At 61.1% G+C, this 22,190-nt stretch carries 21 protein-coding genes; 14 read left to right on the forward strand and 7 right to left on the reverse strand.

Going from position 1 to position 22,190, the window contains the following annotated elements:
• Nucleotides 1–4: 4 nt before the first annotated feature.
• Complete coding sequence (locus tag AB7M25_RS22010; protein WP_429385845.1) at nucleotides 5–1,600, forward strand: glycoside hydrolase family 17 protein; 1,596 nt, start codon at nucleotides 5–7, stop codon at nucleotides 1,598–1,600.
• Nucleotides 1,601–1,652: 52 nt separating this feature from the next.
• Here AB7M25_RS22010 and AB7M25_RS22015 read toward each other — a convergent pair whose 3' ends face one another.
• Nucleotides 1,653–2,021: a hypothetical protein gene (locus tag AB7M25_RS22015; protein ID WP_429385843.1), complete on the reverse strand. Its 369-nt coding sequence runs from the start codon at nucleotides 2,019–2,021 to the stop codon at nucleotides 1,653–1,655.
• Nucleotides 2,022–2,246: 225 nt separating this feature from the next.
• Between AB7M25_RS22015 and AB7M25_RS22020 the strand changes: the two genes are divergently transcribed.
• Complete coding sequence (locus tag AB7M25_RS22020; protein WP_429385842.1) at nucleotides 2,247–3,545, forward strand: serine/threonine protein kinase; 1,299 nt, start codon at nucleotides 2,247–2,249, stop codon at nucleotides 3,543–3,545.
• A complete protein-coding gene (locus AB7M25_RS22025; RefSeq protein WP_429385841.1) occupies nucleotides 3,538–4,326 on the forward strand; it encodes an MlaA family lipoprotein in 789 nt (262 codons plus the stop codon). Before AB7M25_RS22020 ends, AB7M25_RS22025 begins: the two co-directional genes overlap by 8 nt.
• A 127-nt stretch (nucleotides 4,327–4,453) precedes the next feature.
• Here AB7M25_RS22025 and AB7M25_RS22030 read toward each other — a convergent pair whose 3' ends face one another.
• Entirely contained in the window at nucleotides 4,454–5,368 is a 915-nt protein-coding gene (locus AB7M25_RS22030) for a DUF808 domain-containing protein (RefSeq protein ID WP_429385840.1), read from the reverse strand.
• Between the two features lie 134 nt (nucleotides 5,369–5,502).
• Between AB7M25_RS22030 and AB7M25_RS22035 the strand changes: the two genes are divergently transcribed.
• Nucleotides 5,503–6,111: a TetR/AcrR family transcriptional regulator gene (locus AB7M25_RS22035; protein ID WP_429560619.1), complete on the forward strand. Its 609-nt coding sequence runs from the start codon at nucleotides 5,503–5,505 to the stop codon at nucleotides 6,109–6,111.
• 108 nt (nucleotides 6,112–6,219) lie between these two features.
• On the opposite strand, the gene AB7M25_RS22040 is transcribed toward AB7M25_RS22035, so the two are convergent.
• Nucleotides 6,220–6,678: an REP-associated tyrosine transposase gene (locus AB7M25_RS22040; RefSeq protein ID WP_429560618.1), complete on the reverse strand. Its 459-nt coding sequence runs from the start codon at nucleotides 6,676–6,678 to the stop codon at nucleotides 6,220–6,222.
• Nucleotides 6,679–6,873: 195 nt separating this feature from the next.
• Nucleotides 6,874–7,314: a GlcG/HbpS family heme-binding protein gene (locus tag AB7M25_RS22045; protein ID WP_015096201.1), complete on the reverse strand. Its 441-nt coding sequence runs from the start codon at nucleotides 7,312–7,314 to the stop codon at nucleotides 6,874–6,876.
• A 268-nt stretch (nucleotides 7,315–7,582) separates the two neighbouring features.
• On the opposite strand from AB7M25_RS22045, the gene gcl reads away from it, so the two are divergent.
• The 8 genes from gcl to AB7M25_RS22085 all read left to right on the forward strand — a co-directional run bounded on the left by gcl (nucleotide 7,583) and on the right by AB7M25_RS22085 (nucleotide 17,152).
• The gene (gene gcl, locus AB7M25_RS22050) at nucleotides 7,583–9,358 is read left to right on the forward strand and encodes a glyoxylate carboligase (RefSeq protein ID WP_007971413.1); all 1,776 of its coding nucleotides are present in this window, start codon (nucleotides 7,583–7,585) and stop codon (nucleotides 9,356–9,358) included.
• 138 nt (nucleotides 9,359–9,496) lie between these two features.
• Nucleotides 9,497–10,279, forward strand: a complete 783-nt coding sequence (gene hyi / locus AB7M25_RS22055) for a hydroxypyruvate isomerase (protein ID WP_007971414.1) — start codon at nucleotides 9,497–9,499, stop codon at nucleotides 10,277–10,279.
• A gap of 124 nt (nucleotides 10,280–10,403) precedes the next feature.
• Nucleotides 10,404–11,297, forward strand: a complete 894-nt coding sequence (locus tag AB7M25_RS22060) for a 2-hydroxy-3-oxopropionate reductase (RefSeq protein ID WP_095963879.1) — start codon at nucleotides 10,404–10,406, stop codon at nucleotides 11,295–11,297.
• A gap of 204 nt (nucleotides 11,298–11,501) precedes the next feature.
• The gene (locus tag AB7M25_RS22065) at nucleotides 11,502–12,782 is read left to right on the forward strand and encodes a glycerate kinase type-2 family protein (protein WP_007971416.1); all 1,281 of its coding nucleotides are present in this window, start codon (nucleotides 11,502–11,504) and stop codon (nucleotides 12,780–12,782) included.
• Nucleotides 12,772–14,187: a pyruvate kinase gene (gene pyk, locus AB7M25_RS22070; RefSeq protein ID WP_007983282.1), complete on the forward strand. Its 1,416-nt coding sequence runs from the start codon at nucleotides 12,772–12,774 to the stop codon at nucleotides 14,185–14,187. Before AB7M25_RS22065 ends, pyk begins: the two co-directional genes overlap by 11 nt.
• Nucleotides 14,188–14,302: 115 nt before the next feature.
• Nucleotides 14,303–15,217, forward strand: coding sequence for an urea transporter (locus tag AB7M25_RS22075; RefSeq protein WP_429516827.1), 915 nt, complete (start codon nucleotides 14,303–14,305; stop codon nucleotides 15,215–15,217).
• Nucleotides 15,218–15,238: 21 nt separating this feature from the next.
• On the forward strand, nucleotides 15,239–16,063 hold the full coding sequence (locus tag AB7M25_RS22080) for an ion transporter (protein WP_454237996.1): 825 nt from the start codon (nucleotides 15,239–15,241) through the stop codon (nucleotides 16,061–16,063).
• A 93-nt stretch (nucleotides 16,064–16,156) separates the two neighbouring features.
• Nucleotides 16,157–17,152, forward strand: a complete 996-nt coding sequence (locus AB7M25_RS22085) for a sulfate ABC transporter substrate-binding protein (RefSeq protein ID WP_429385834.1) — start codon at nucleotides 16,157–16,159, stop codon at nucleotides 17,150–17,152.
• A 136-nt stretch (nucleotides 17,153–17,288) separates the two neighbouring features.
• Here AB7M25_RS22085 and AB7M25_RS22090 read toward each other — a convergent pair whose 3' ends face one another.
• Nucleotides 17,289–17,918: a hypothetical protein gene (locus AB7M25_RS22090; RefSeq protein ID WP_429385833.1), complete on the reverse strand. Its 630-nt coding sequence runs from the start codon at nucleotides 17,916–17,918 to the stop codon at nucleotides 17,289–17,291.
• Between the two features lie 234 nt (nucleotides 17,919–18,152).
• Here AB7M25_RS22090 and AB7M25_RS22095 point away from each other — a divergent pair, with 234 nt between their 5' ends.
• Both AB7M25_RS22095 and AB7M25_RS22100 read left to right on the forward strand, forming a co-directional pair.
• On the forward strand, nucleotides 18,153–19,358 hold the full coding sequence (locus tag AB7M25_RS22095; RefSeq protein WP_429516829.1) for an MFS transporter: 1,206 nt from the start codon (nucleotides 18,153–18,155) through the stop codon (nucleotides 19,356–19,358).
• Between the two features lie 46 nt (nucleotides 19,359–19,404).
• Nucleotides 19,405–20,292, forward strand: a complete 888-nt coding sequence (locus AB7M25_RS22100; protein ID WP_429560615.1) for a LysR family transcriptional regulator — start codon at nucleotides 19,405–19,407, stop codon at nucleotides 20,290–20,292.
• Nucleotides 20,293–20,386: 94 nt separating this feature from the next.
• On the opposite strand, the gene phnN is transcribed toward AB7M25_RS22100, so the two are convergent.
• Together phnN and AB7M25_RS22110 are read right to left on the reverse strand one after the other, a co-directional pair.
• Nucleotides 20,387–20,938: a phosphonate metabolism protein/1,5-bisphosphokinase (PRPP-forming) PhnN gene (gene phnN, locus AB7M25_RS22105; protein WP_429516900.1), complete on the reverse strand. Its 552-nt coding sequence runs from the start codon at nucleotides 20,936–20,938 to the stop codon at nucleotides 20,387–20,389.
• Nucleotides 20,939–21,767: 829 nt separating this feature from the next.
• Complete coding sequence (locus AB7M25_RS22110) at nucleotides 21,768–22,175, reverse strand: hypothetical protein (RefSeq protein WP_015096214.1); 408 nt, start codon at nucleotides 22,173–22,175, stop codon at nucleotides 21,768–21,770.
• Nucleotides 22,176–22,190: the final 15 nt, after the last annotated feature.

Genomic DNA, 22,190 nt, shown 5'->3' on the forward strand with positions numbered 1-22,190 from the left:
GTAAATGCAGGTAACATGCGCCGCTTTGCTCCCACACGGCCTGACCATGTCCGCGACATACCGCTTCCCTTTTGCTGCTTATCTATTCGCCTGCCTGCTCGGGCTGTTTGCCCTTGGCGGCTTCTGGTACGGCCTCGGCAAACCGGTGATCCTGCCGGACGCGGCCAGCGCCACGCACAAGCTGCAATGCGCGTCCTATACGCCGTTCGACAAGGATCAGTCACCGTTCGATGTGCCGTTCAACCTTCGTCCCGAGCGCATGGACGCGGACCTCGCGTTACTGGCAACTCGCTTCGAATGCATCCGAACCTACTCGATGACGGGGCTCGAGGCTCTACCGGATCTTGCGCGAAAGCACGGGCTGAAAATGATGATCGGCGCCTGGGTCAACAGCAACCCGGTGGACACCGCCAAGGAAGTAGAGCTACTGATCGCCGAAGCCAATGCCAACCCGGACGTGGTGACCGCGGTAATCGTTGGCAACGAGGCCCTACTGCGCAAGGAAGTCACCAGCACACAGCTTGTAAAACTGATTGATCGGGTCAAAAGCCAGGTCAAACAGCCCGTCACCTATGCCGACGTCTGGGAGTTCTGGCAAAAGCACCCGGAAATCGCCCCGGCGGTGGACTTCGTGACCATCCATTTGCTGCCTTACTGGGGCGACTACCCTTGGGATGTCGAGGTCTCGCTGGGGCAACTTGCTGCAGTACGCCAGACGTTCGCGGGCATGTTCGCCCCGAAAGAAGTGTTCATTGGAGAAACCGGCTGGCCCAGTGAGGGCCGTCAACGGAGAATCGCCGTACCAAGCCGGGTCAATGAAGCCAAATTCATTCGTGGTTTTGTCGCCATGGCCGAGCAGCAAGGCTGGCATTACAACCTGATCGAAGCCTTCGACCAGCCATGGAAGCGCGCCAGTGAAGGTGCAGTCGGCGGCTACTGGGGACTGTTCGATGCCGATCGCCAGGACAAGGGCGTGCTGGCCGGGCCAGTGACAAACGTCCCGTACTGGTCGCAATGGCTGGCGGTGGGCGGCCTGATCTTTATCGGCACCCTCCTGCTTGGCGGCCGGGTTCGCACGACGCGCGCGGCGCTGGTGCTGCCACTGCTCGGCGCATTGGCCGCTTGCTCGATTGGCGCCTGGGGCGACCTGGCACGCGTCACCACTCGCTTCACCAGTGAATGGCTGTGGGTCGGGTTGCTGACCGTGCTGAATCTGCTGGTGCTGGCCCATGCTGCACTGGCGCTGAGTCCGCGTGACGGGTGGCGCGGGCGGACTTTCGATTTACTGGAGCGCCGTGCTGGCTGGCTGGTTGCAACGGCAGGTTTCGCGGCGGCAGTGATGATGCTGGAACTGGTATTCGACCCGCGTTATCGCAGTTTTCCGAGCGTGGCGTTCATCGTGCCGGCGCTGGCCTACCTGTGCCGCCCGGTGAGCGTGCCGCGCCGGGAAATCGCCCTGCTGACCTTCATCATTGGTGCCGGCATCGCGCCGCAACTGTTTCGTGAAGGTTTACTGAACCAGCAGGCCTGGGGCTGGGCGCTGGTGAGTGTGTTGATAGTGGCGGCGTTGTGGCGCTGCTTGCGGGTTCGCAAGGTTTAATTTTCATCAACCTTACGGGCCTCTTCGCGGGCTTGCTCGCGAAGGCTGACTATCAGGCGCTACGGGAAGCCCTGACCAACCGCAACCCCGCAATCACCACCGCAAACACCGCCAGCGTCGTGTTGTACAACGCCAGTGCCGGCAACCCGAACACCAGCGCCAGTACCGCCAGCCACCAGCCTGCCCACCCCGGCACGACAAAACCGGCGATCGCCGCGCCCAGCGCTGCCCAGCCCAGAACCCCGAAGTGAATCATCAGGCCCAGGTTCGAACGCACCTGGCATTCCCAGCGACTCGCCTCATCCACGCAAATGCCGACCCACTGCGCATCCTCCATGAAGCCATAACGTGCGCCATAACTGGCGGCCAGCCATACAGGCAGCAAAACAAGCAGCAGGATCACGGGCAGGCGGCGGGACATGAAACACTCCAATTGGCGAAAAACGGCGGCCAGCTTAATCGCCCTTGAACGTTTCGCAAGCTATAACAACTGTTAACTGGGCATTCAATCGCTGCAAAGTGTATCGTCCAGCTACTATAACTTCGAAATCAGGCCTGTTTGGTGCCGAGGGTTGGCACTTTGGCGCATATCCGGTGGTCATAGCCTGCGAAATTCATTTGACACCTTCTTCCAAGGGATTTAGTCATGCTCCGCTCCTTGCGCTTCGCCGCCCTGTTTGGCGGCCTTATATTGAGTGCGTCCGCACTGGCGGTCGACATTGACGCCGCCAGTTATGGCTACCCCCTGACCAACCCGTTCGAGGCGACCATCGCGACCACGCCGCCGGACCTGCGTCCGGAGCTGCCCCTGGACGATGACATCGATCAGACAGTGCGCAGCGTCACCTTGCGTCCGGAACGGGCGTTCGAATTGCCGGACAATTTCTGGGCCGTCAAGAAACTCGACTACCGCATTGCCACGCAGGATCACGCCGCGCCGCTGATTTTCCTGATCGCCGGCACCGGTGCGCGCTATGACAGCAGCCTGAACGAATACCTGAAGAAGCTCTATTACAAAGCCGGCTACCACGTGGTGCAGTTGTCATCGCCCACCAGTTATGACTTCATGAGCGCCGCCTCGCGCTTCGCCACGCCGGGCGTTTCCAAGGAAGACGCCGAAGACATGTACCGGGTGATGCAGGCCGTGCGGGCACAGAACCCGAAAGTGCCCGTCACCGATTACTACCTGACCGGGTATAGCCTGGGGGCGCTGGACGCCGCTTTCGTCGCGCACCTGGACGAAACCCGCCGCAGCTTCAACTTCAAGAAAGTCCTGCTGCTCAACCCGCCGGTCAACCTCTACACCTCGATCACCAACCTCGACAAGCTGGTCCAGACCGAGGTCAAGGGCATCAACACCAGCACCACGTTCTATGAACTGGTACTGAACAAACTGACCCGCTACTTCCAGCAGAAGGGCTACATCGACCTCAACGACGCCCTGCTCTACGACTTCCAGCAGTCCAAACAGCACCTGACCAACGAACAGATGGCCATGCTGATCGGCACCTCGTTCCGCTTTTCAGCGGCGGACATCGCCTTCACTTCGGACCTGATCAACCGTCGCGGCCTGATCACCCCGCCCAAGTTCCCGATCACCGAGGGCACCAGCCTCACGCCGTTCCTCAAGCGTGCGCTGCAATGCGACTTCGACTGCTACATCACCGAACAAGTCATCCCTATGTGGCGCGCCCGCACCGATGGCGGCAGCCTGCTGCAACTGATTGATCAGGTCAGCTTGTATGCGCTGAAGGACTATCTGCACGAAAGCCCGAAAATCGCCGTCATGCACAACGCCGACGACGTGATCCTCGGTCCTGGCGACCTGGGCTTCCTGCGCAAGACCTTCGGTGATCGCCTGACCGTTTACCCGCACGGGGGCCACTGCGGCAACATTAATTACCGCGTCAACAGCGACGCCATGCTGGAGTTCTTCCGTGGCTAAATTTCTCCTGCTTTTCGCAGCGTTACTCTGTGCAGGCGTCGTCCATGCAGACAACAGCAAAGCCAACGCCCCCGTGGTCGTCGACAGTGACGGCTTCAAGGAACCGTTGAGCAAACTCAAGTTCAATCCGGGCCTGGACCAGCGCGAATTCGAGCGTTCGACGCTCAGCGCACTGGCCGTCTACGATCCGCTGGAAGAGTGGAACCGGCGCGTCTACCACTTCAACTACCGCTTCGACCAATGGGTATTCCTGCCAGTGGTCAATGGTTACCGCTACGTCACCCCGAGCTTCCTGCGCACCGGCGTCAGCAACTTCTTCAACAACCTCGGCGACGTGCCGAACCTGTTGAACAGCCTGCTGCAACTCAAGGGCCAGCGCTCGCTGGAAACCACCGGGCGACTGCTGCTCAACACCACCCTCGGCATCGCCGGGCTGTGGGACCCGGCCACCGCCATGGGCCTGCCGCGCCAGAGCGAGGACTTCGGCCAGACGCTGGGCTTCTACGGCGTGCCGGGCGGCGCTTACTTCGTCCTGCCGATCCTCGGTCCGTCGAACCTGCGTGATACCAGCGGCCTGGTAGTGGATTACACGGCCGAGAATGCGATCAACTTCCTCAACGTGGCCGAGGTCAGCTCCAACCATCCGGAAGTCTGGGTCCTGCGCGGCATCGACAAGCGCAACCAGACCAGCTTCCGCTATGGCCAGATGAACTCGCCGTTCGAGTACGAGAAAGTGCGCTACGTGTACACTGAAGCGCGCAAGTTGCAAATCGCCGAATAAATAAGGCAGCTGTAAATCAATGTGGGAGCGGGCTTGCTCGCGAAAGCGGTGTGTCAGTCACCAAAAAGGTTGTCTGACACACCGCTTTCGCGAGCAAGCCCGCTCCCACATTTGTTATGTGTTGTCTTCAGCCTTTCAGCGCTTTCCAGATCTTGCTGACAGCCATAACCCCAACCAACACCACCGCACCCGCCACAATCCCCGCCACGCCATTGAGCAACACCGGCACGATAAATCCGCCGCCACCCGCCGCCGCACCGACACTTTCGATCCAGTGATGCACCACCGGCACGCCGTGGGTGAGGATCCCGCCGCCCACCAGAAACATCGCCGCCGTGCCGATCACCGACAGGCTCTTCATCATGTACGGTGCCGCACGCAGAATCCCGCCGCCGATGCTTTTCGCCATCCGCCCGGGTTTCTGGGTCAACCACAGGCCCAGATCGTCGAGTTTGACGATACCCGCCACCAGGCCATAAACGCCGATGGTCATGACAATGGCAATGCCCGAAAGCACGATGATTTGCTGAGTCAATGGCGCACCGGCCACGGTGCCGAGGGTAATGGCGATGATTTCCGCCGAAAGAATGAAGTCGGTGCGGATCGCGCCTTTGATCTTGTCCTTCTCGAACGCCACCAGGTCAGTGGCAGGATCGGCCACCGCCTCGACCAGCTGCGCATGCTCGACGGCGTCTTCAGCCTTGCTGTGCAGGAACTTGTGGGCGAGCTTCTCAAACCCTTCGAAGCACAGATAAGCGCCGCCGACCATCAACAGCGGTGTGACCAACCACGGAATGAACGCACTGATCGCCAATGCCGACGGCACCAGGATCAGTTTATTGATGAACGAACCCTTGGCGACTGCCCAGACCACCGGGATTTCCCGCTCGGCCCGCACGCCGCTGACTTGCTGGGCATTGAGTGCCAGGTCGTCACCGAGTACGCCGGCCGTTTTCTTGGCGGCCATTTGGGTCATCAATGAGACGTCATCCAGCACGGCCGCGATGTCGTCGATCAGTACCAGCAAACTGCTTCCTGCCATGAATCTTGTTTCCTTCTGCAATGAATGCGCAGCAGCATAGCGCGGCATCACGGGCTGCGGTCCATTCTTGAGCGCCGCGCGAGGCCGGTGATACCATGCGCAACCGCCAGAACAGGCAAGGAATCACCGGGTTTATGAGCACTATCCGCGAGCGCAACAAACAATTGATCCTGCGTGCCGCCAGTGAGGAGTTCGCTGACAAAGGCTTCGCTGCGACCAAAACCAGCGACATCGCAGCCAAGGCGGGATTGCCCAAGCCCAACGTCTACTACTACTTCAAATCCAAGGAAAACCTCTACCGCGAGGTCCTGGAAAGCATCATCGAACCGATCCTGCAGGCTTCGACGCCGTTCAACCCCGACGGCGAACCCGGTGAAGTGCTCAGCGGCTACATTCGCTCGAAAATCCGCATCTCCCGCGATCTGCCTTTCGCCTCCAAGGTGTTCGCCAGCGAAATCATGCACGGCGCGCCCCACCTGAGCAGCGATCTGGTCGAACAGCTCAATGGCCAGGCCAAACACAACATCGAATGCATCCAGACCTGGATCGACCGCGGACAAATCGCCCCCATCGACCCCAACCACCTGATGTTCAGCATCTGGGCCGCCACCCAGACCTACGCCGACTTCGACTGGCAGATCACCGCCATCACCGGCAAGGCCAGGCTGGATGAAGAAGATTACGAAGCGGCGACGCAGACGATTATCCGGTTGGTGTTGAAGGGGTGTGAGCCGGAGCGGTAGACCGAGTCGCGGCCTTCGCGAGCAAGCCCGCTCCCACAGGGGATTTGCAACACCATAGATCCAATGTGGGAGCGGCTTGCTCGCGAATGGCGGCAACCCGGTTTTAGATCAAACCCAGATCGCATCCCACAACGGATAGTCACCAAGCTTCCCGACCAGCCCTGCCCGCAATGGGTTAGCCACGACATATCGAGCCAGCTTCACCAGGTCTTCCTCTTTTCGTAGCGCATGATCATGAAAGCCTTGCTGCCAAAGGCTACCTGTTCTACCGAGCGCCGAATTGACTGCACGAGTGCTCAGGGATTTCGCCTGACACATCAATTGCGCCAGCGTCCCCTTTTGCAACTGAATCAACCAATGGAAATGATCCGGCATGACCACCCAGGCCAGCGTGTCGGCAAAGCCGTCATCCTGTGCTTGCCTGAATTGATGAACAACCAGTCTGCCAAGGGTGTAATCCCTGAAAACAGGTTCTCGATTCAAGGTATTGGCAGTCAGTAGATAGATGCGATTTTGCTCGGCGTAGCGGCCGATACGCAGGCGGTGTGATGCTGACAGCTCAGGCATTCCTTGCCCTCTCTCATGTTGAAGTCATGAAAAGGCTAGTTCAGCGGCTGCGGGCCTATGGGGCAGACCTTTAGCTGGATGTGTCTGGGAGATCGCCTTCGCGAGCAAGCCCGCTCCCACATTGGGATTTGCAACACCATAGATCCAATGTGGGAGCGGGCTTGCTCGCGAAAGCGCTAGTTCAGTCAGCGAAGATCAAGCCGCCACCCCCGCATCCGCCACCAACCCCAACGCCTCGATGGCATTGATCGCGCACTGCTCGTCAACATCCGACAGATCGCCGCTGATCCCCACCGCCCCCAGCACGTTCCCGTCCTGATCCCGCACCAGCACACCACCCGGTGCCGGCACGACGCTGCCCTGCCCCAAGCTGTTCAACGCGGCGATAAATGCCGGGCGTTGCTGGGCGTCCAGCGCCAGCAGGCGTGAACCCTTACCCAGCGCAATGGCGCCCCAGGCTTTGCCGATGGCGACGTGCGGACGCAGCAGGCTGGCGCCGTCTTCGCGCTGCAGGGTGATCAGATGCCCGCCGGCATCCAGTACCGCGATGGTCAAAGGTGCCGCAGCGATTGCACGCCCGGCGGTGATGGCCTCGTTGACCAGGTTGACTGCGACTTTCAAGGTTAAAGCGCTCATGGTGCCGTCCTCATTTTGTTTTTCGGAAAGTCGGTGGGCTGCGCGCTTGCGTCGCAGCTCGATGCAACAAATAGAACACAATGAATTATTTTTTTGTATACAATAATTCTCGAAAGGCGCCACATGCGACGAAAAGCCACAGTAGAAAGGGCTTCCGACGAATGAAACAAGCGCTTGAGAAAATGGATTGACCTGCGCCGTCCGCCGTGAATACACTCTGCGCAAAGCCACTTGTATACAATTACAAAACGTAAAGAGGCACAAAACCATGAGCAAAATGAGAGCAATCGAAGCCGCCGTTCTGGTGATGCGCCGTGAAGGGGTCGATACCGCTTTTGGCATCCCGGGTGCCGCCATCAACCCGCTGTACTCCGCCCTGCAAAAGGTCGGCGGCATCGATCACGTACTCGCTCGCCACGTTGAAGGCGCCTCGCACATGGCCGAGGGCTACACCCGCACCAAGGCCGGCAACATCGGCGTGTGCATCGGCACTTCCGGCCCAGCCGGCACCGACATGGTCACCGGGCTCTACAGCGCCTCGGCCGACTCGATTCCAATCCTCTGCATCACAGGGCAAGCACCCCGCGCCCGTATGCACAAGGAAGACTTCCAGGCTGTCGACATCACCAGCATCGTCAAGCCAGTCACCAAGTGGGCGACCACTGTTCTGGAACCGGGCCAGGTGCCTTACGCGTTCCAGAAAGCCTTCTATGAAATGCGCTCCGGCCGTCCAGGCCCGGTGCTGATCGACCTGCCGTTTGACGTACAGATGGCGGAAATCGAATTCGACATCGACGCTTACCAGCCACTGCCGCTGGCCAAGCCGACCGCTAGCCGGGTTCAGGTCGAGAAGGCCTTGGCCTTGCTCGATCAGGCTGAACGCCCATTGCTGGTGGCCGGTGGCGGCATCATCAACGCCGACGCCAGCGACCTGCTGGTGGAGTTCGCCGAGCTGACCGGTATTCCGGTTGTCCCGACCTTGATGGGCTGGGGCACCATCCCTGACGATCACCCGCTGATGGTGGGCATGGTTGGCTTGCAGACCTCGCACCGCTACGGCAACGCGACCATGCTCAAGTCGGACGTGGTGCTGGGCATCGGTAACCGTTGGGCCAACCGTCACACCGGCTCGGTCGACGTGTACACCGAAGGCCGCAAGTTCATCCACGTCGACATCGAAGGCACTCAGATCGGCCGCGTGTTCACCCCGGACCTGGGCATCGTGTCCGACGCCGCTGCCGCGCTGACCGTGTTCATCGAAGTCGCTCGCGAGTGGCAAGCCGCCGGCAAACTGAAGAACCGCAGCGCCTGGCTGCAGGACTGCCAGCAGCGTAAAGCCAGCCTGCAGCGCAAGACTCACTTCGACAACGTGCCGGTCAAGCCGCAGCGCGTTTACGAAGAAATGAACCAGGTGTTCGGCAAAGACACCTGCTACGTCAGCACCATCGGTCTGTCGCAGATTGCCGGCGCGCAGTTCCTGCACGTCTACAAGCCGCGCCACTGGATCAACTGCGGTCAGGCAGGCCCTCTGGGCTGGACCATTCCGGCAGCGCTGGGCGTGGTCAAGGCTGATCCGAACCGTAAAGTCGTGGCCCTGTCGGGGGACTATGACTTCCAGTTCATGATCGAGGAATTGGCGGTGGGCGCGCAGTTCAAGCTGCCGTACATCCATGTTGTCGTGAACAACTCGTACCTGGGCCTGATCCGTCAGGCACAGCGCGGTTTCGACATGGACTACTGCGTACAGCTGTCCTTCGACAACCTCAACGCCCCGGAACTCAACGGCTACGGTGTCGACCACGTCGCGGTGGCCGAAGGCCTGGGCTGCAAGGCACTGCGTGTGTTTGAACCGGCTCAGATCCAGCCTGCCCTGCGCAAGGCCCAGGAACTGATCGAGGAGTTCAAGGTTCCGGTGATCGTCGAGATCATCCTGGAGCGCGTGACCAACATTTCCATGGGCACCGAGATCAACGCCGTCAACGAATTCGAAGACCTGGCGCTGGTCGGCGACGACGCACCAACGGCGATTTCGTTGCTTGATTAACTACTGATCGTTCCCCTTGTAGGAGCCGGCTTGCCGGCGATAGCGATACATCAGCCACATTGATGTCGATTGATACACCGCTATCGCCGGCAAGCCGGCTCCTACAGGGGGGCCTTCACACATTTACGGGAGACCACCATGCCGCGTTTCGCAGCCAACCTGTCCATGCTGTTCACCGAACAGGACTTTCTTGCCCGTTTCGAAGCGGCCGCCAAAGCCGGCTTCAGTGGTGTCGAGTACCTGTTCCCGTACGACTTCAGCTCCGCCGAAATCAAGGCCAAGCTCGACGCCAACGGTCTGACCCAAGTGCTGTTCAACCTGCCGGCTGGCGACTGGGCCAAGGGCGAGCGCGGTATCGCGTGCCTGCCGGACCGGGTTGAAGAGTTCCGTGCCGGTGTCGATCTGGCCATCGCCTACGCGCAAGTGCTGGGCAACACCCAGGTCAACTGCCTGGCTGGTATCCGGCCGCAGGGCTTTGACGATGCCACCGTGGAGAAAACCTTCGTCGCCAACCTCAAGTACGCGGCCGACAAGCTGCAAGCGGCGGGCATCAAGCTGGTGATGGAAGCGATCAACACCCGTGACATTCCAGGTTTCTACCTGAACAACACGGCGCAAGCCCTGTCGATTCGCGAGCAGGTCGGCAGCGCCAACCTGTTCCTGCAATACGACATCTATCACATGCAAATCATGGAAGGCGACCTGGCCCGCACCCTGCAATCGCACCTGGGCGAGATCAACCATGTGCAGCTCGCGGACAACCCGGGGCGCAACGAACCAGGCACCGGTGAAATCAACTACCGCTTCCTGTTCGAGCACCTGGACCGCATCGGGTATCAGGGCTGGGTCGGTTGCGAATACAAGCCGCTGACCACCACCGAAGCAGGCCTGGGCTGGCTGAAAACCCATAACGCAATCTAAACGCAATTTCTGTAGGAGCTGGCTTGCCGGCGATGGCATCACCGCGGTGCATCAGACAGTCCGTGTCGCCCGCATCGCCGGCAAGCCGGCTCCTACAAAAAACAAATAAAACGAGGATTTTCTCATGGCTAAAATCGGATTTATCGGCACCGGCATCATGGGCCACCCAATGGCGTTGAACCTGCAGAAAGCCGGTCACAGCCTGTTCCTGTCGGCGCACCACGACGCCGCCCCTGCCGATCTGGTCGCTGCTGGCGCCGTTGCTCTGGCGAACCCGAAAGAAGTCGCCCAGGAAGCTGAGTTCATCATCGTCATGGTGCCGGATACCCCGCAGGTCGACGACGTGCTGTTCCGCGCCGACGGTATCGCTGCCGGCGTAGGCAAAGGCAAAGTGGTGATCGACATGAGTTCGATCTCGCCGACCGCCACCAAGGCTTTCGCCGCGAAGATCAACGAAAAAGGCGCGCAATACCTCGACGCTCCGGTCTCCGGTGGCGAGGTCGGCGCCAAGGCGGCGACGCTGAGCATCATGGTCGGTGGCGATGCCGACGCCTTCGAACGCGCCCTGCCGCTGTTCCAGGCCATGGGCAAGAACATCACCCTGGTCGGTGGCAACGGCGACGGTCAAACCGCCAAGGTGGCCAACCAGATCATCGTGGCCCTGAACATCCAGGCGGTGGCCGAAGCCCTGCTGTTCGCATCGAAAAACGGTGCCGATCCAGCCAAGGTACGTGAAGCACTGATGGGCGGTTTCGCCTCCTCGAAGATCCTCGAAGTGCACGGCGAGCGCATGATCAAGGGCACCTTCGATCCAGGCTTCCGCATCAGCCTGCACCAGAAGGACCTGAACCTTGCCCTGCAAGGCGCCAAAGAGCTGAACATCAACCTGCCGAACACCGCCAACACCCAGCAAGTGTTCAGCACCTGCGCGGCTATCGGTGGCAGCAACTGGGATCACTCGGCGCTGATCAAGGGTCTGGAACACATGGCGAACTTCTCGATTCGCGACAAGAAGTAAGTCCTGCCCCATCCCCATGTGGGAGCGGGCCTGTGGCGAGGGGGCTTGCCCCCGTTGGGCTGCGAAGCAGCCCCAAAATCTCTGATGAACCGAAGATCTTGTGAGTGCTACGCACTCAAACGGGGGCAAGCCCCCTCGCCACAGGGCCCGCTCCCACACTGGACCGAGTTGCCCTTCAAATAACAAGAATTCCGGGAGCCCGCCATGTCGGTCGATCCGCAACAATTGCTGCGCGAGCTGTTTGCCACAGCCATCGACGCGGCGCATCCGCAACAAGTCCTCGAAGCCCATCTGCCTGCCGACCGCAGCGGTCGCGTGATCGTCATCGGCGCCGGCAAAGCCGCAGCCGCCATGGCCCAGGTGGTCGAGCGTTGCTGGCAGGGTGAAGTGTCAGGTCTGGTGGTGACCCGTTACGGTCACGGCGCACCTTGCGAAAAAATCGAAGTGGTCGAAGCCGCGCACCCGGTACCGGATGCCGCCGGCCTGGCCGTGGCCAAGCGTGTGCTGGAATTGGTCAGCGACCTCAACGAATCCGACCGCGTGATCTTCCTGCTCTCCGGCGGCGGCTCTGCCCTGCTGGCGCTGCCGGCCGAAGGCATCACCCTGGCCGACAAACAGTCGATCAACAAAGCCCTGCTCAAGTCCGGCGCGACCATCGGCGAGATGAACTGCGTACGCAAGCACCTCTCGGCGATCAAGGGCGGCCGCCTGGGCAAAGCCTGCTGGCCGGCCACTGTCTACACCTATGCGATTTCCGATGTACCGGGCGATCTGGCCACGGTCATCGCCTCCGGCCCTACCGTGGCCGACCCGAGCACCTCGGCCGAAGCCCTGGCGATCCTCAAACGCTACGCCATCGAGGTTCCGGCCTCGGTGCGCACCTGGCTGCAAAGCCCCGAGTCGGAAACCGTCAAACCCGGCGACCCGAGCCTGGCACGCAGTCACTTCCAATTGATCGCCCGTCCGCAGCAATCCCTTGAAGCGGCGGCGGTGAAATGCCGTCAGGCCGGGTTCAGCCCGCTGATCCTCGGCGACCTCGAAGGCGAATCCCGCGAGGTGGCGAAGGTCCACGCCGGCATCGCGCGTCAGATCGTCCTGCACGGTCAGCCGCTGGCGGCGCCCTGCGTGATTCTCTCGGGCGGTGAAACCACCGTCACCGTGCGCGGCAATGGCCGTGGCGGGCGCAACGCCGAGTTCCTGCTGAGCCTGACCGACAGCCTCAAAGGCCTGCCCGGCGTCTACGCGCTGGCCGGTGACACCGACGGCATCGACGGCTCGGAAGACAACGCCGGCGCAATCATGACCCCGGACAGCTACGCCCGCGCCGCCGCAAAGGGCCTGAGCGCCAGCGACGAGTTGGACAACAACAATGGCTACGGCTATTTCGAGGCACTCGACGCCCTGATCGTCACCGAGCCGACCCGAACCAACGTCAACGACTTCCGCGCCATTCTGATCCTTGAGAGCACTAAACATGACGCCTGACAAAAAGGTCAAAATCCTCGCCACGCTCGGCCCGGCCATCGACGGTATCGACGACATCCGTGAGCTGGTGCTGGCCGGGGTCAATATCTTCCGCCTGAACTTCAGCCATGGCGATCACGCCGACCACGCCCAGCGTTTCCAGTGGATTCGTGAAGTCGAGCGCCAACTGAATTATCCATTGGGCATTCTGATGGACCTGCAAGGCCCGAAACTGCGGGTCGGCAAGTTCGCCGAAGGCAAGGTGCAACTGGTACGCGGCCAGGCCTTGCGCCTGGACCTCGACGCCACGCCGGGCGATGAGCGCCGGGTCAACCTGCCCCACCCGGAAATCATCGCCGCACTGGAGCCGGGCATGGACCTGCTGCTGGACGACGGCAAGTTGCGCCTGCGGGTCGTGACCAAATACGCCGACGCCATCGACACCACCGTGCTCAATGGCGGCGAACTCTCGGACCGCAAAGGCGTGAACGTGCCGCAAGCGGTGCTCGACCTGAGCCCGCTGACCGCCAAGGATCGCCGCGACTTGACCTTCGGTCTGGAGCTGGGCGTGGACTGGGTCGCGCTGTCGTTCGTGCAACGTCCCGACGACATCCGCGAAGCCCGTACCCTGATCGGCGACAAGGCCTTCCTGATGGCCAAGATCGAGAAGCCCTCGGCCGTTGAACAACTGCGCGAGATCGCCGAGTTGAGCGATGCGATCATGGTCGCCCGGGGTGATCTGGGCGTGGAAGTGCCGGCCGAAAGCGTGCCGCAGATCCAGAAGAACATCATCAGCACCTGCCGCCAGCTCGGCAAACCGGTGGTGGTGGCCACGCAGATGCTGGAGTCGATGCGTTTCTCACCGGCGCCCACCCGCGCCGAAGTCACAGACGTCGCCAACGCCGTGGCCGAAGGGGCGGACGCGGTGATGCTGTCGGCGGAAACCGCGTCCGGCGAATACCCGCTCGAAGCCGTGCAGATGATGAGCAAGATCATCCGCCAGGTGGAAAACGGTCCGGACTACCAGACTCAACTCGACGTCAGCCGACCGAAAGCCGAAGCCACCGTTTCCGACGCGATCAGTTGCGCCATTCGCCGCATCAGCAACGTGCTGCCGGTGGCGGTGCTGGTGAATTACAGCGAGTCCGGCGCGTCGAGCCTGCGTGCGGCGCGGGAGCGGCCGACCGTGCCGATCCTCAACCTGACGCCGAACCTGCAGACCGCCCGTCGCCTGAGCGTGGCGTGGGGTGTGCACTCGGTGGTCAACGATCGCCTGCGCCAGGTCGATGAAGTCTGCTCCACCGCGCTGGAGATCGCCCAGGCCCAAGGCATGGCGCAGCGTGGTGACACCTTATTGATCACCGCCGGTGTGCCCTTTGGGCAGCCGGGATCGACTAACTCTCTGCGTATCGAGACATTGATCTAGCGCCCATACCGGCCTCATCGCCGGCAAGCCGGCTCCTACAGGGACAGCGTATTTCTGTAGGAGCTGGCTTGCCGGCGATGCAGGCAACTCGGTTTCACTGACATTCAGACCTGCCATGCCTGCCAATCACTTCAACACCCACTGCCCCGACTGGGCCGAAGCCTTGCTTAACGGCTTCAGCCAGATCTTTCTCCAGCGTAATCCGCTGTGCGGCCTGCTGTGCCTGTTGGCAATCCTGTTCACCGCGCCCGCCTTACTGGGCGGCGCCTTGCTCGGCGGTGTCGCCGGGTTGCTCACCGCGCAACGTCGCAACTACGCCAAGGCTGACCGTCAGGCCGGGTTGTTCAGCTACAACGGCGTTCTGCTCGGTCTGTTGCTGAGCCTGTACTTCCCCTGGTCGGCGATGATGCCGCCGCTGATTCTGGCCGCCGGTGGCCTGAGCGCGATGTTCACCCAGCAGTGGCTCAAGCGCGTCCGCCTCAGCCAATACCTCCCCGCCTACACCACGCCATTCGTGGTGCTGAGCTGGGTGTTGCTGTGCTTCGCCACACCCTCGACAGAGGCGCATTTGATCGAGGTCAGCCCCCTGAACATGCTCGCCGCCCCTTTCAAAGGCATCGGTCAGGTGATGTTCCTCGGTCATCCGCTGGCCGGTGCGATGATTGCCGCCGGCTTGCTGATCGCTGATCGCCGCGCCTTCTGCTGGGCGTTGTTGGCGTCTGTGGCGGGCATGGGCTGGAGCCTGCTGCAGCACGACTTCTACACCGCACTGCTCGGCCTCGGCGGCTACAACGCCGTACTCGCCGCCCTCGCCTTCAGCTCCCAGCGTCGCCAACCGTGGCTGCCGCTGGCCGGCATCGGCCTGGCGCTGTTGCTGACGCCGATGTTTGCCGCCATGGGTCTGCCCACGCTGACCGCGCCGTTCATTCTTGCCTGCTGGCTGATCCGCACGGTTGTTCAGATGCTCGGCAAAGCCAGGGTCGAAAGCGCGCCTTGCGCTACCGGGGAGAATCAACCTAGGCTGCGCTGATCATCGAGTCAGGCGTTATCCATGGACAGCAACAAACACTGGCGTGAAGACCTTTACGTCATGATTTTCCAGACCGACACCCAGGCGGGTCGGCGCTTCGACGGCATCCTGCTGTTGATCATCCTCGCCAGCCTGGTGATCGTGATGCTCGACAGCATCGACAGCGTTCACCGCAACTACGCCGATGTGCTCGCCTATATCGAGTGGGGCTTCACGGCGGTCTTCCTCGGCGAGTACATCCTGCGCCTGTACTGTTCGCCCAAACCCCTGCGCTACGCCTTCAGCTTTTACGGACTGGTGGACCTGCTGGCCATCGTGCCCGGCATCCTCGCGCTGTATTACGCCGATGCGCAGTATCTGCTGATAATCCGGATCATCCGCATGCTGCGGATCTTCCGTGTGCTCAAGCTCAGCCCTTATCTCAAGCAAGCCAACTACCTGATGTCGGCGCTGCGCGGCAGCAAGCAAAAAATCGTGGTGTTCCTGGTCAGCGTCTGCACGCTGGTAACGGTATTCGGCACGCTGATGTATGTGATCGAAGGCCCCGAACATGGCTTCACCAGCATTCCCAAAGGCATCTATTGGGCTATCGTGACACTGACCACCGTGGGCTTCGGCGACATCGTGCCGAAGACGCCCCTGGGCCAGGTGATTTCGTCGCTGGTGATGATCACCGGTTACTCGATCATCGCCGTGCCAACCGGGATTTTCACCGCTGAACTGGCCAACGCCATGCGCGGCGATCAACTTCAACACGACTGCCCGGTGTGCAAGAAAAACAGCCACGAACAGGGTGCTGCATTCTGCTCCCGTTGCGGCAACGCACTGTTCAAAAAACTGGAATAAGCAAATAGTTTTTTAATCTTTAAAGGACTATGCGAGCCCGGTTATAGTCGCTGGCAAAATGCCCCATCTTTTAAATAGAACAAGGATTGCGCAGTGAAAAAACTCTTTGGCGCCTCTCTTCTGGCCGCTGGCCTGGCACTGACCAGCGTGGCTCAAGCCGCACCGACGCTGCTCAACGTCTCGTACGACGTGATGCGCGATTTCTACAAGGACTACAACACTGCGTTTCAGAAACACTGGCAAGCCGAGCACAACGAAAACATCACCCTGCAGATGTCCTTCGGCGGTTCCAGCAAACAGGCCCGCTCAGTGATCGACGGCCTGCCGGCGGATGTCATCACCATGAACATGGCCACTGACATCAACGCCCTGGCGGACAACGGCAAACTGGTCCCGGACAACTGGGTCACGCGCCTGCCGAACAACAGCGCGCCGTTCACCTCGGCCACCGTGTTCATCGTGCGCAAAGGCAACCCGAAAGCCCTGAAAGACTGGCCGGACCTGCTCAAGGACGGCGTGCAAGTCATCGTGCCGAACCCGAAGACTTCCGGTAACGGTCGCTACACCTACCTCTCGGCCTGGGGCTACGTGCTGAAAAACGGCGGTGACGAGAACAAGGCCAAAGACTTCGTCGGCAAGCTGTTCAAACAAGCGCCGGTACTCGATACCGGTGGCCGCGCCGCCACCACCACCTTCATGACCAACCAGATCGGCGACGTGCTGGTGACCTTCGAGAACGAAGCGGAAATGATCGCCCGCGAGTTCGGCCGCGATCAGTTCGAAGTCATCTACCCAAGCGTTTCCGCCGAAGCCGAGCCACCGGTGTCGGTGGTCGACAAAACCGTCGACAAGAAAGGCACCCGCGCCGCCGCCGAGGAATACCTGAAGTACCTGTGGTCGCCGGAAGGCCAGGAGATTGCAGCAGCGAACTACCTGCGCCCGCGTGACCCGGCCGTGCTGGCCAAGTACACCGACCGTTTCCCGAAAGTGGACTTCCTGTCCGTCGAGAAGACCTTCGGTGACTGGCGTACCGTGCAGAAGACCCACTTCAACGATGGCGGGATTTTCGACCAGATTTATGCGCAATAAACACCTGTAGGAGCGAGCCTGCTCGCGATGGACGTCAACGATAATGCGTTTTTTCTGAATAAACGCGTTGACCGTGACTCCATCGCGAGCAGGCTCGCTCCTACAGTGTTCCGTGTATGTTTCTGCCATGTGTCGGCTACATCGGCGGCGTCACGCCATCCTTGCCCGCCGAGATGGATTGAGCGGTGAGCGTGCCGTCAGCACCCTGCGTGACAAAGGTCACGATCTTCACGCCCACCTTCAACAGACTGCGATCGGCCGGCATCAGGTTGACGATGGGAACGTCTTCGGGCACCAGGATCTTCTGTTGGCCACCCTTGTAGTTGACGGTCAGCACCCGGCCATTGCTCACCACCAGGTCGCCGACGCTGCCGTTGGTCATGCTGCTGCCCTTGACCAGATCGAAGGGTCGATGACCGTCGCCACTGCCGGCCAGCTCCGGCGGGAACACATGGACCTCCAGGGCCTTGAGAGTGCCGTCCTCCTGGGGAATGGCTGCGGAGCCGATGTAGCTGCCGGGCTTGATGTCTTCGATATTGGCCAGGGTCACGGCGCGGACCTTGGTGTCCTGGGTCAGGTTGATCACCAGGTTGTCGCCGCTGTTGGCGCGGACCTTCACAACGTCCGGACTGACACCGGTGATCTCGCCGCGCACACCGATGCGCGTGCCTGGCGCGTCTTCTGCCTGCGCCAGGCCAGCGCTGAACACGCTGATCAAGGTGACGACTGAAACCCGGCGAATCAGCTGACGAAACTTCACATTCATGGAGCGGCCCTCAGGTCATGAGACGTGGAGAGAGAACATAAGCACGCTATCGAACAAGATGTAGTGAATGTATCATTGACCTTCGACCTTTTGACGCAAGGCCATTAGGCGCACGACACATGCGTTCGTCAGTCATTCCGCAATGGAATGATAGCTATCACTCCAATCCCGCTTCCGCCGTTTCAGTCAGCCCGTTAGCCTGCGCGCATTCCTTTCCGTAGAGCGAGACCCGTTATGAACCCAGCGACCCAAGTGCCCCACGGCACCGCGACAATGACCCGAGGCATGGTGCTGCTGTTCGCCTTCTGTTGCGGCGCGATTGTCGCCAACATCTACTACGCCCAGCCGATCATCGGCCTGATTGCCCCGGACATTGGCCTGACCAACACCATGGCCAGCCTGATCGTTTCCCTGACCCAGATCGGCTATGCGCTGGGGCTGTTTTTCCTGGTGCCGCTGGGGGATCTGCTGGAGAACCGCCGGTTGATGATCATCACCACCCTGGTGGCGATTGCCAGCCTGCTGGGTGCGGCGTTTACCGATCAGCCGAACGTGTTCTTGCTGATTTCGCTGTTGGTGGGGTTCAGCTCGGTTTCGGTGCAGATCCTGATTCCACTGGCCGCACACCTGGCGCCGGAAGAAACCCGAGGCCGTGTAGTGGGCGGGATCATGGGCGGTTTGCTGCTCGGCATTCTGCTGGCCCGGCCGTTGTCCAGCGTGGTGGCCGACCACTTCGGCTGGCGCGCGATGTTTGTGATTGCCGCCGTGTTGATGGCGGCCATCAGCATCGTGCTGGCCATGACCATCCCCAAGCGTGAGCCTGATCACAGCGCTTCCTATGGCCAGTTGCTGGGTTCGCTATGGACGCTGCTGCGCAAGCAACCGGTGCTGCGTCAGCGTGCGTTTTACCAGGGCTGCATGTTTGCCACATTCAGCCTGTTCTGGACCGCCGTGCCGCTGGAGCTGGCACGCAATCATGGACTGTCGCAAAGCGAGATCGCGGTTTTCGCGCTGGTGGGGGCCATCGGCGCCATTGCCGCCCCGATCGCCGGACGCCTGGCCGATGCCGGCCACACCCGCATCGCGTCGTTGCTGGCCCTGCTGTTCGCCAGCCTGAGTTTTATGCCGGCGTTCATCCATCCGGCCTACAGCGTCATCGGCCTGGCCGTGACTGGCGTGGTGCTGGACTTCTGCGTGCAGATGAACATGGTCCTCGGCCAGCGTGCGGTGTACGCCCTCGACGGCAAAAGCCGCAGCCGCCTGAATGCCCTGTACATGACCAGCATCTTCATCGGCGGCGCCTTCGGCTCTTCGGTGGCCAGCGCCGTGTACGAACAGGGCGGCTGGCTGTGGATCGTGATCGTCGGTAGTGCATTTCCACTGCTGGCGTTATTGCGGTTCTTGAGCGTTTCGCCAAAGGCATCGTTGGCGACGGCTTAACACCATTGACTTGCGACATCCTCAAGATTTTGCACAAGGACCCTCAATGGACCGCCTCGGCGCAATGGAAACCTTCGTCTACGTGGTGGAAACCGGCTCGTTTTCCGCCGCGGCACGACGCCTGAACATCGGCCAGCCGGCCGTGTCGAAAACCATCGCGCAACTCGAGGCGCGGCTGGCGGTACGGTTGTTGCTGCGCTCGACCCGGGGCCTGACGCCCACCGAGGCCGGGCTGGCCTTTTTCGAACGGGCCAAGCGTGCCATCGAAGAAGCCGACGAGGCCGACAACGCCGCACGCGGTTGCGCCAGCGGGCTGAGTGGCAACCTGCGTATCTGCGCGCCGGTCACCTTCGGTCGGCTGCACATCGTTCCGCACCTGGGCCCCTTCCTTGCGCAACACCCGGAGCTGAACATCGACCTGATGCTCGACGATCGCAACGTCAATCTGGTGGAAGAAGGCGTCGATATCGCCCTGCGCATGGGCGCGTTGAGCGACTCAGGCCTGACCGCGCGCAAGATCGCCGAATCCCGGCGCATGGTACTGGGTACACCGGCGTACTTCGAAAAACACGGCGCCCCCACCTGCCCCGCCGACCTGTGCAAGCATCAGGCAATCGTCTACACCCTCGGTGACGGTGCCAGTTGGCAGTTCAACCAGGCCGGCGAGGAGCGATCGGTGACCGTCAGCGGCCGGATCCGTGTCAACGCCGCCGAAGGCCTGCGTGAAGCCGTGCTGGCCCATCAAGGACTGACCATGGCCTCGCAATGGATGTTCGCGCCCGAACTGGCCGACGGTTCGGTCCGGGAAGTGATGAAGGACTGGACAGTGCCGAACCAGGACCTGTGGGCTGTGTTCCCCACCGGGAGAATGGCCAGCGCCAAGGCTCGGGCATTTGTGGAGTATGTGCATGGGTTGTTGGGCACGAAAGCCTGACAGGCAGCTCAATCAAGATCAAAAGATCACAGGCTGCGCCATTGCCTGCATTGGCGGCGTACGAAGGTAATTGCTCGTCGTCCGATCCCGGCAGTCACTCGTCAATGCAGACCAGCAAACGCTCGACCGTTTGCTCAAGCGACCCAGAGTTGTCGAGCACGTGTACGGTCGGGTCGTCCGCCAGAAGTTGCTCGCTGAAGCGGGCATTGCGCGCCAAGCGCTGATCGATCTCGATCAACGATTCTCGCCCGCGCTCCAGCAAGCGATGGCGCAGTACCGCTTGATCCACAGTCAACAACAGCACCAATACGTCTGGATAGCGCAGGCGCGTGCTCTGCAAATGCCCCCGAGAGCCATTGACCAGCACGTCCTCGCCGGCGGCCAGCCAATCGTCGATTTCCCGCGGGATGCCATAGGACAACCCATTGGCGTGCCAGCTCAGGGCAAACGCGCCCTGAGCTTCCATATCGGTGAATTGCTGCGCACTGACACCCAGCGCCGCCTCGCCCACGGCTTCGGCCGAGCGGGTAATGACCCGGCGCACGATCCGGCAGCCGCGTTCGGCCAACCGCGTTCGCGCGGCATCCAGCAGGCTGTCCTTGCCCGAACCTGAAGGCCCGATGAGATAGATCAACCTGCCCGCCATCAAAACACCCTCTTCATTTGCCGCCACACTTGCTGGAACACCGGCAAACCATCCTGACTGCGCTTGCACCCGATCAGCCCGCTGGCCCGGCGAATGATCCATCACCTGCACCCGTTGCACCAGCAGGTTTTCCACTCGATCACGGTATAGGCTCAGGTTCGGATGACACAGCTCGCAGCGCAGTTGCGGGCGGTGTTTGGCTAAAGCCAAAGCGAGGCGACCTACCGACCGGCCTGGTCGCGAGGCTTCACACATCTCCCTGTAGGAGCCCGGCTTGCCGGCGATGGCGCCACCCCTGCAGCACCTGACACACCGCTATCGCCGGCAAGCCGGCTCCTACAGTTGGTCGGCGTACACAAACGCTCTTCACCACTCAACAGGCCGAGCGTTAGCTCGCCTGCCGCTCTTGATCTTGATCCACCCGCCCCCTCGGCAGGCTGAGCGCAGGTGTTCATCCGGGGATGGGCGCGCAGCGCCGTTCGACGCAGTCGAACTCATTGCATGTAGGTCGAAGCGAAGCCGACCGGAGGGCAATGCCCCCGGATGGACACCGGAGCGAAGGAACCCCGAGCCTCAGCGAGGGGCCGTACGTTCGGGGCGAGCGTTTTTTGCTTCCTTTTTTAGGCGCTTGTAAAAAAAGGAGTCGCCGTAAGGGCGAAACCATAAGCCGCCGTTACCGAAGAACCGGATATGTACACAGTCAACAAAAGACAGGTCGGCTATCAGGCCGCCTTCGCGGGCAAGCCCGCTCCCACAGGGGTTCAGCACTAACCCAACAATCACATTTCAGCAGGCACAAAAAAGGCGACCCGAAAGTCGCCTTAGTGCCTCACTGCCCGAATTGCCGCCCAAGCCCACCCGGTACACCGTGAATATCAGTCTCCTCCCACGGCCCCTTCGGACTGATCGACCGGCTCCAGCCGTTATCCCAACGGTAATAGGTGCGCTGGCGATAAAAGGTATTGGGCTGATCATCAAGCACATAAACCCCAAGCTTCGGATCCCAATGGCTATTGCCCCCCGGTGGTGGCGCAAAGCTGGCAGACGTGCGTGGCAGCGGCTTGGAGGGTTTTACCGGAACAGACGGCTTGCTCGGTACCGGCGACGTCGATGGCGTGGGGCTGGGCTGCGACGGCGGTATCGGCGGCGGAGCCGTTTGCTCCGGTGGTCGCTGGACCGCACAAGCGCTTAACCCCAAAACGACGCTGAGCAGGGCAATACGAGCGATGGCGGTCATGGTAGCGTTTTCCTG

The sequence above is a fragment of the Pseudomonas sp. AP3_22 TE3818 genome, assembly GCF_053628995.1.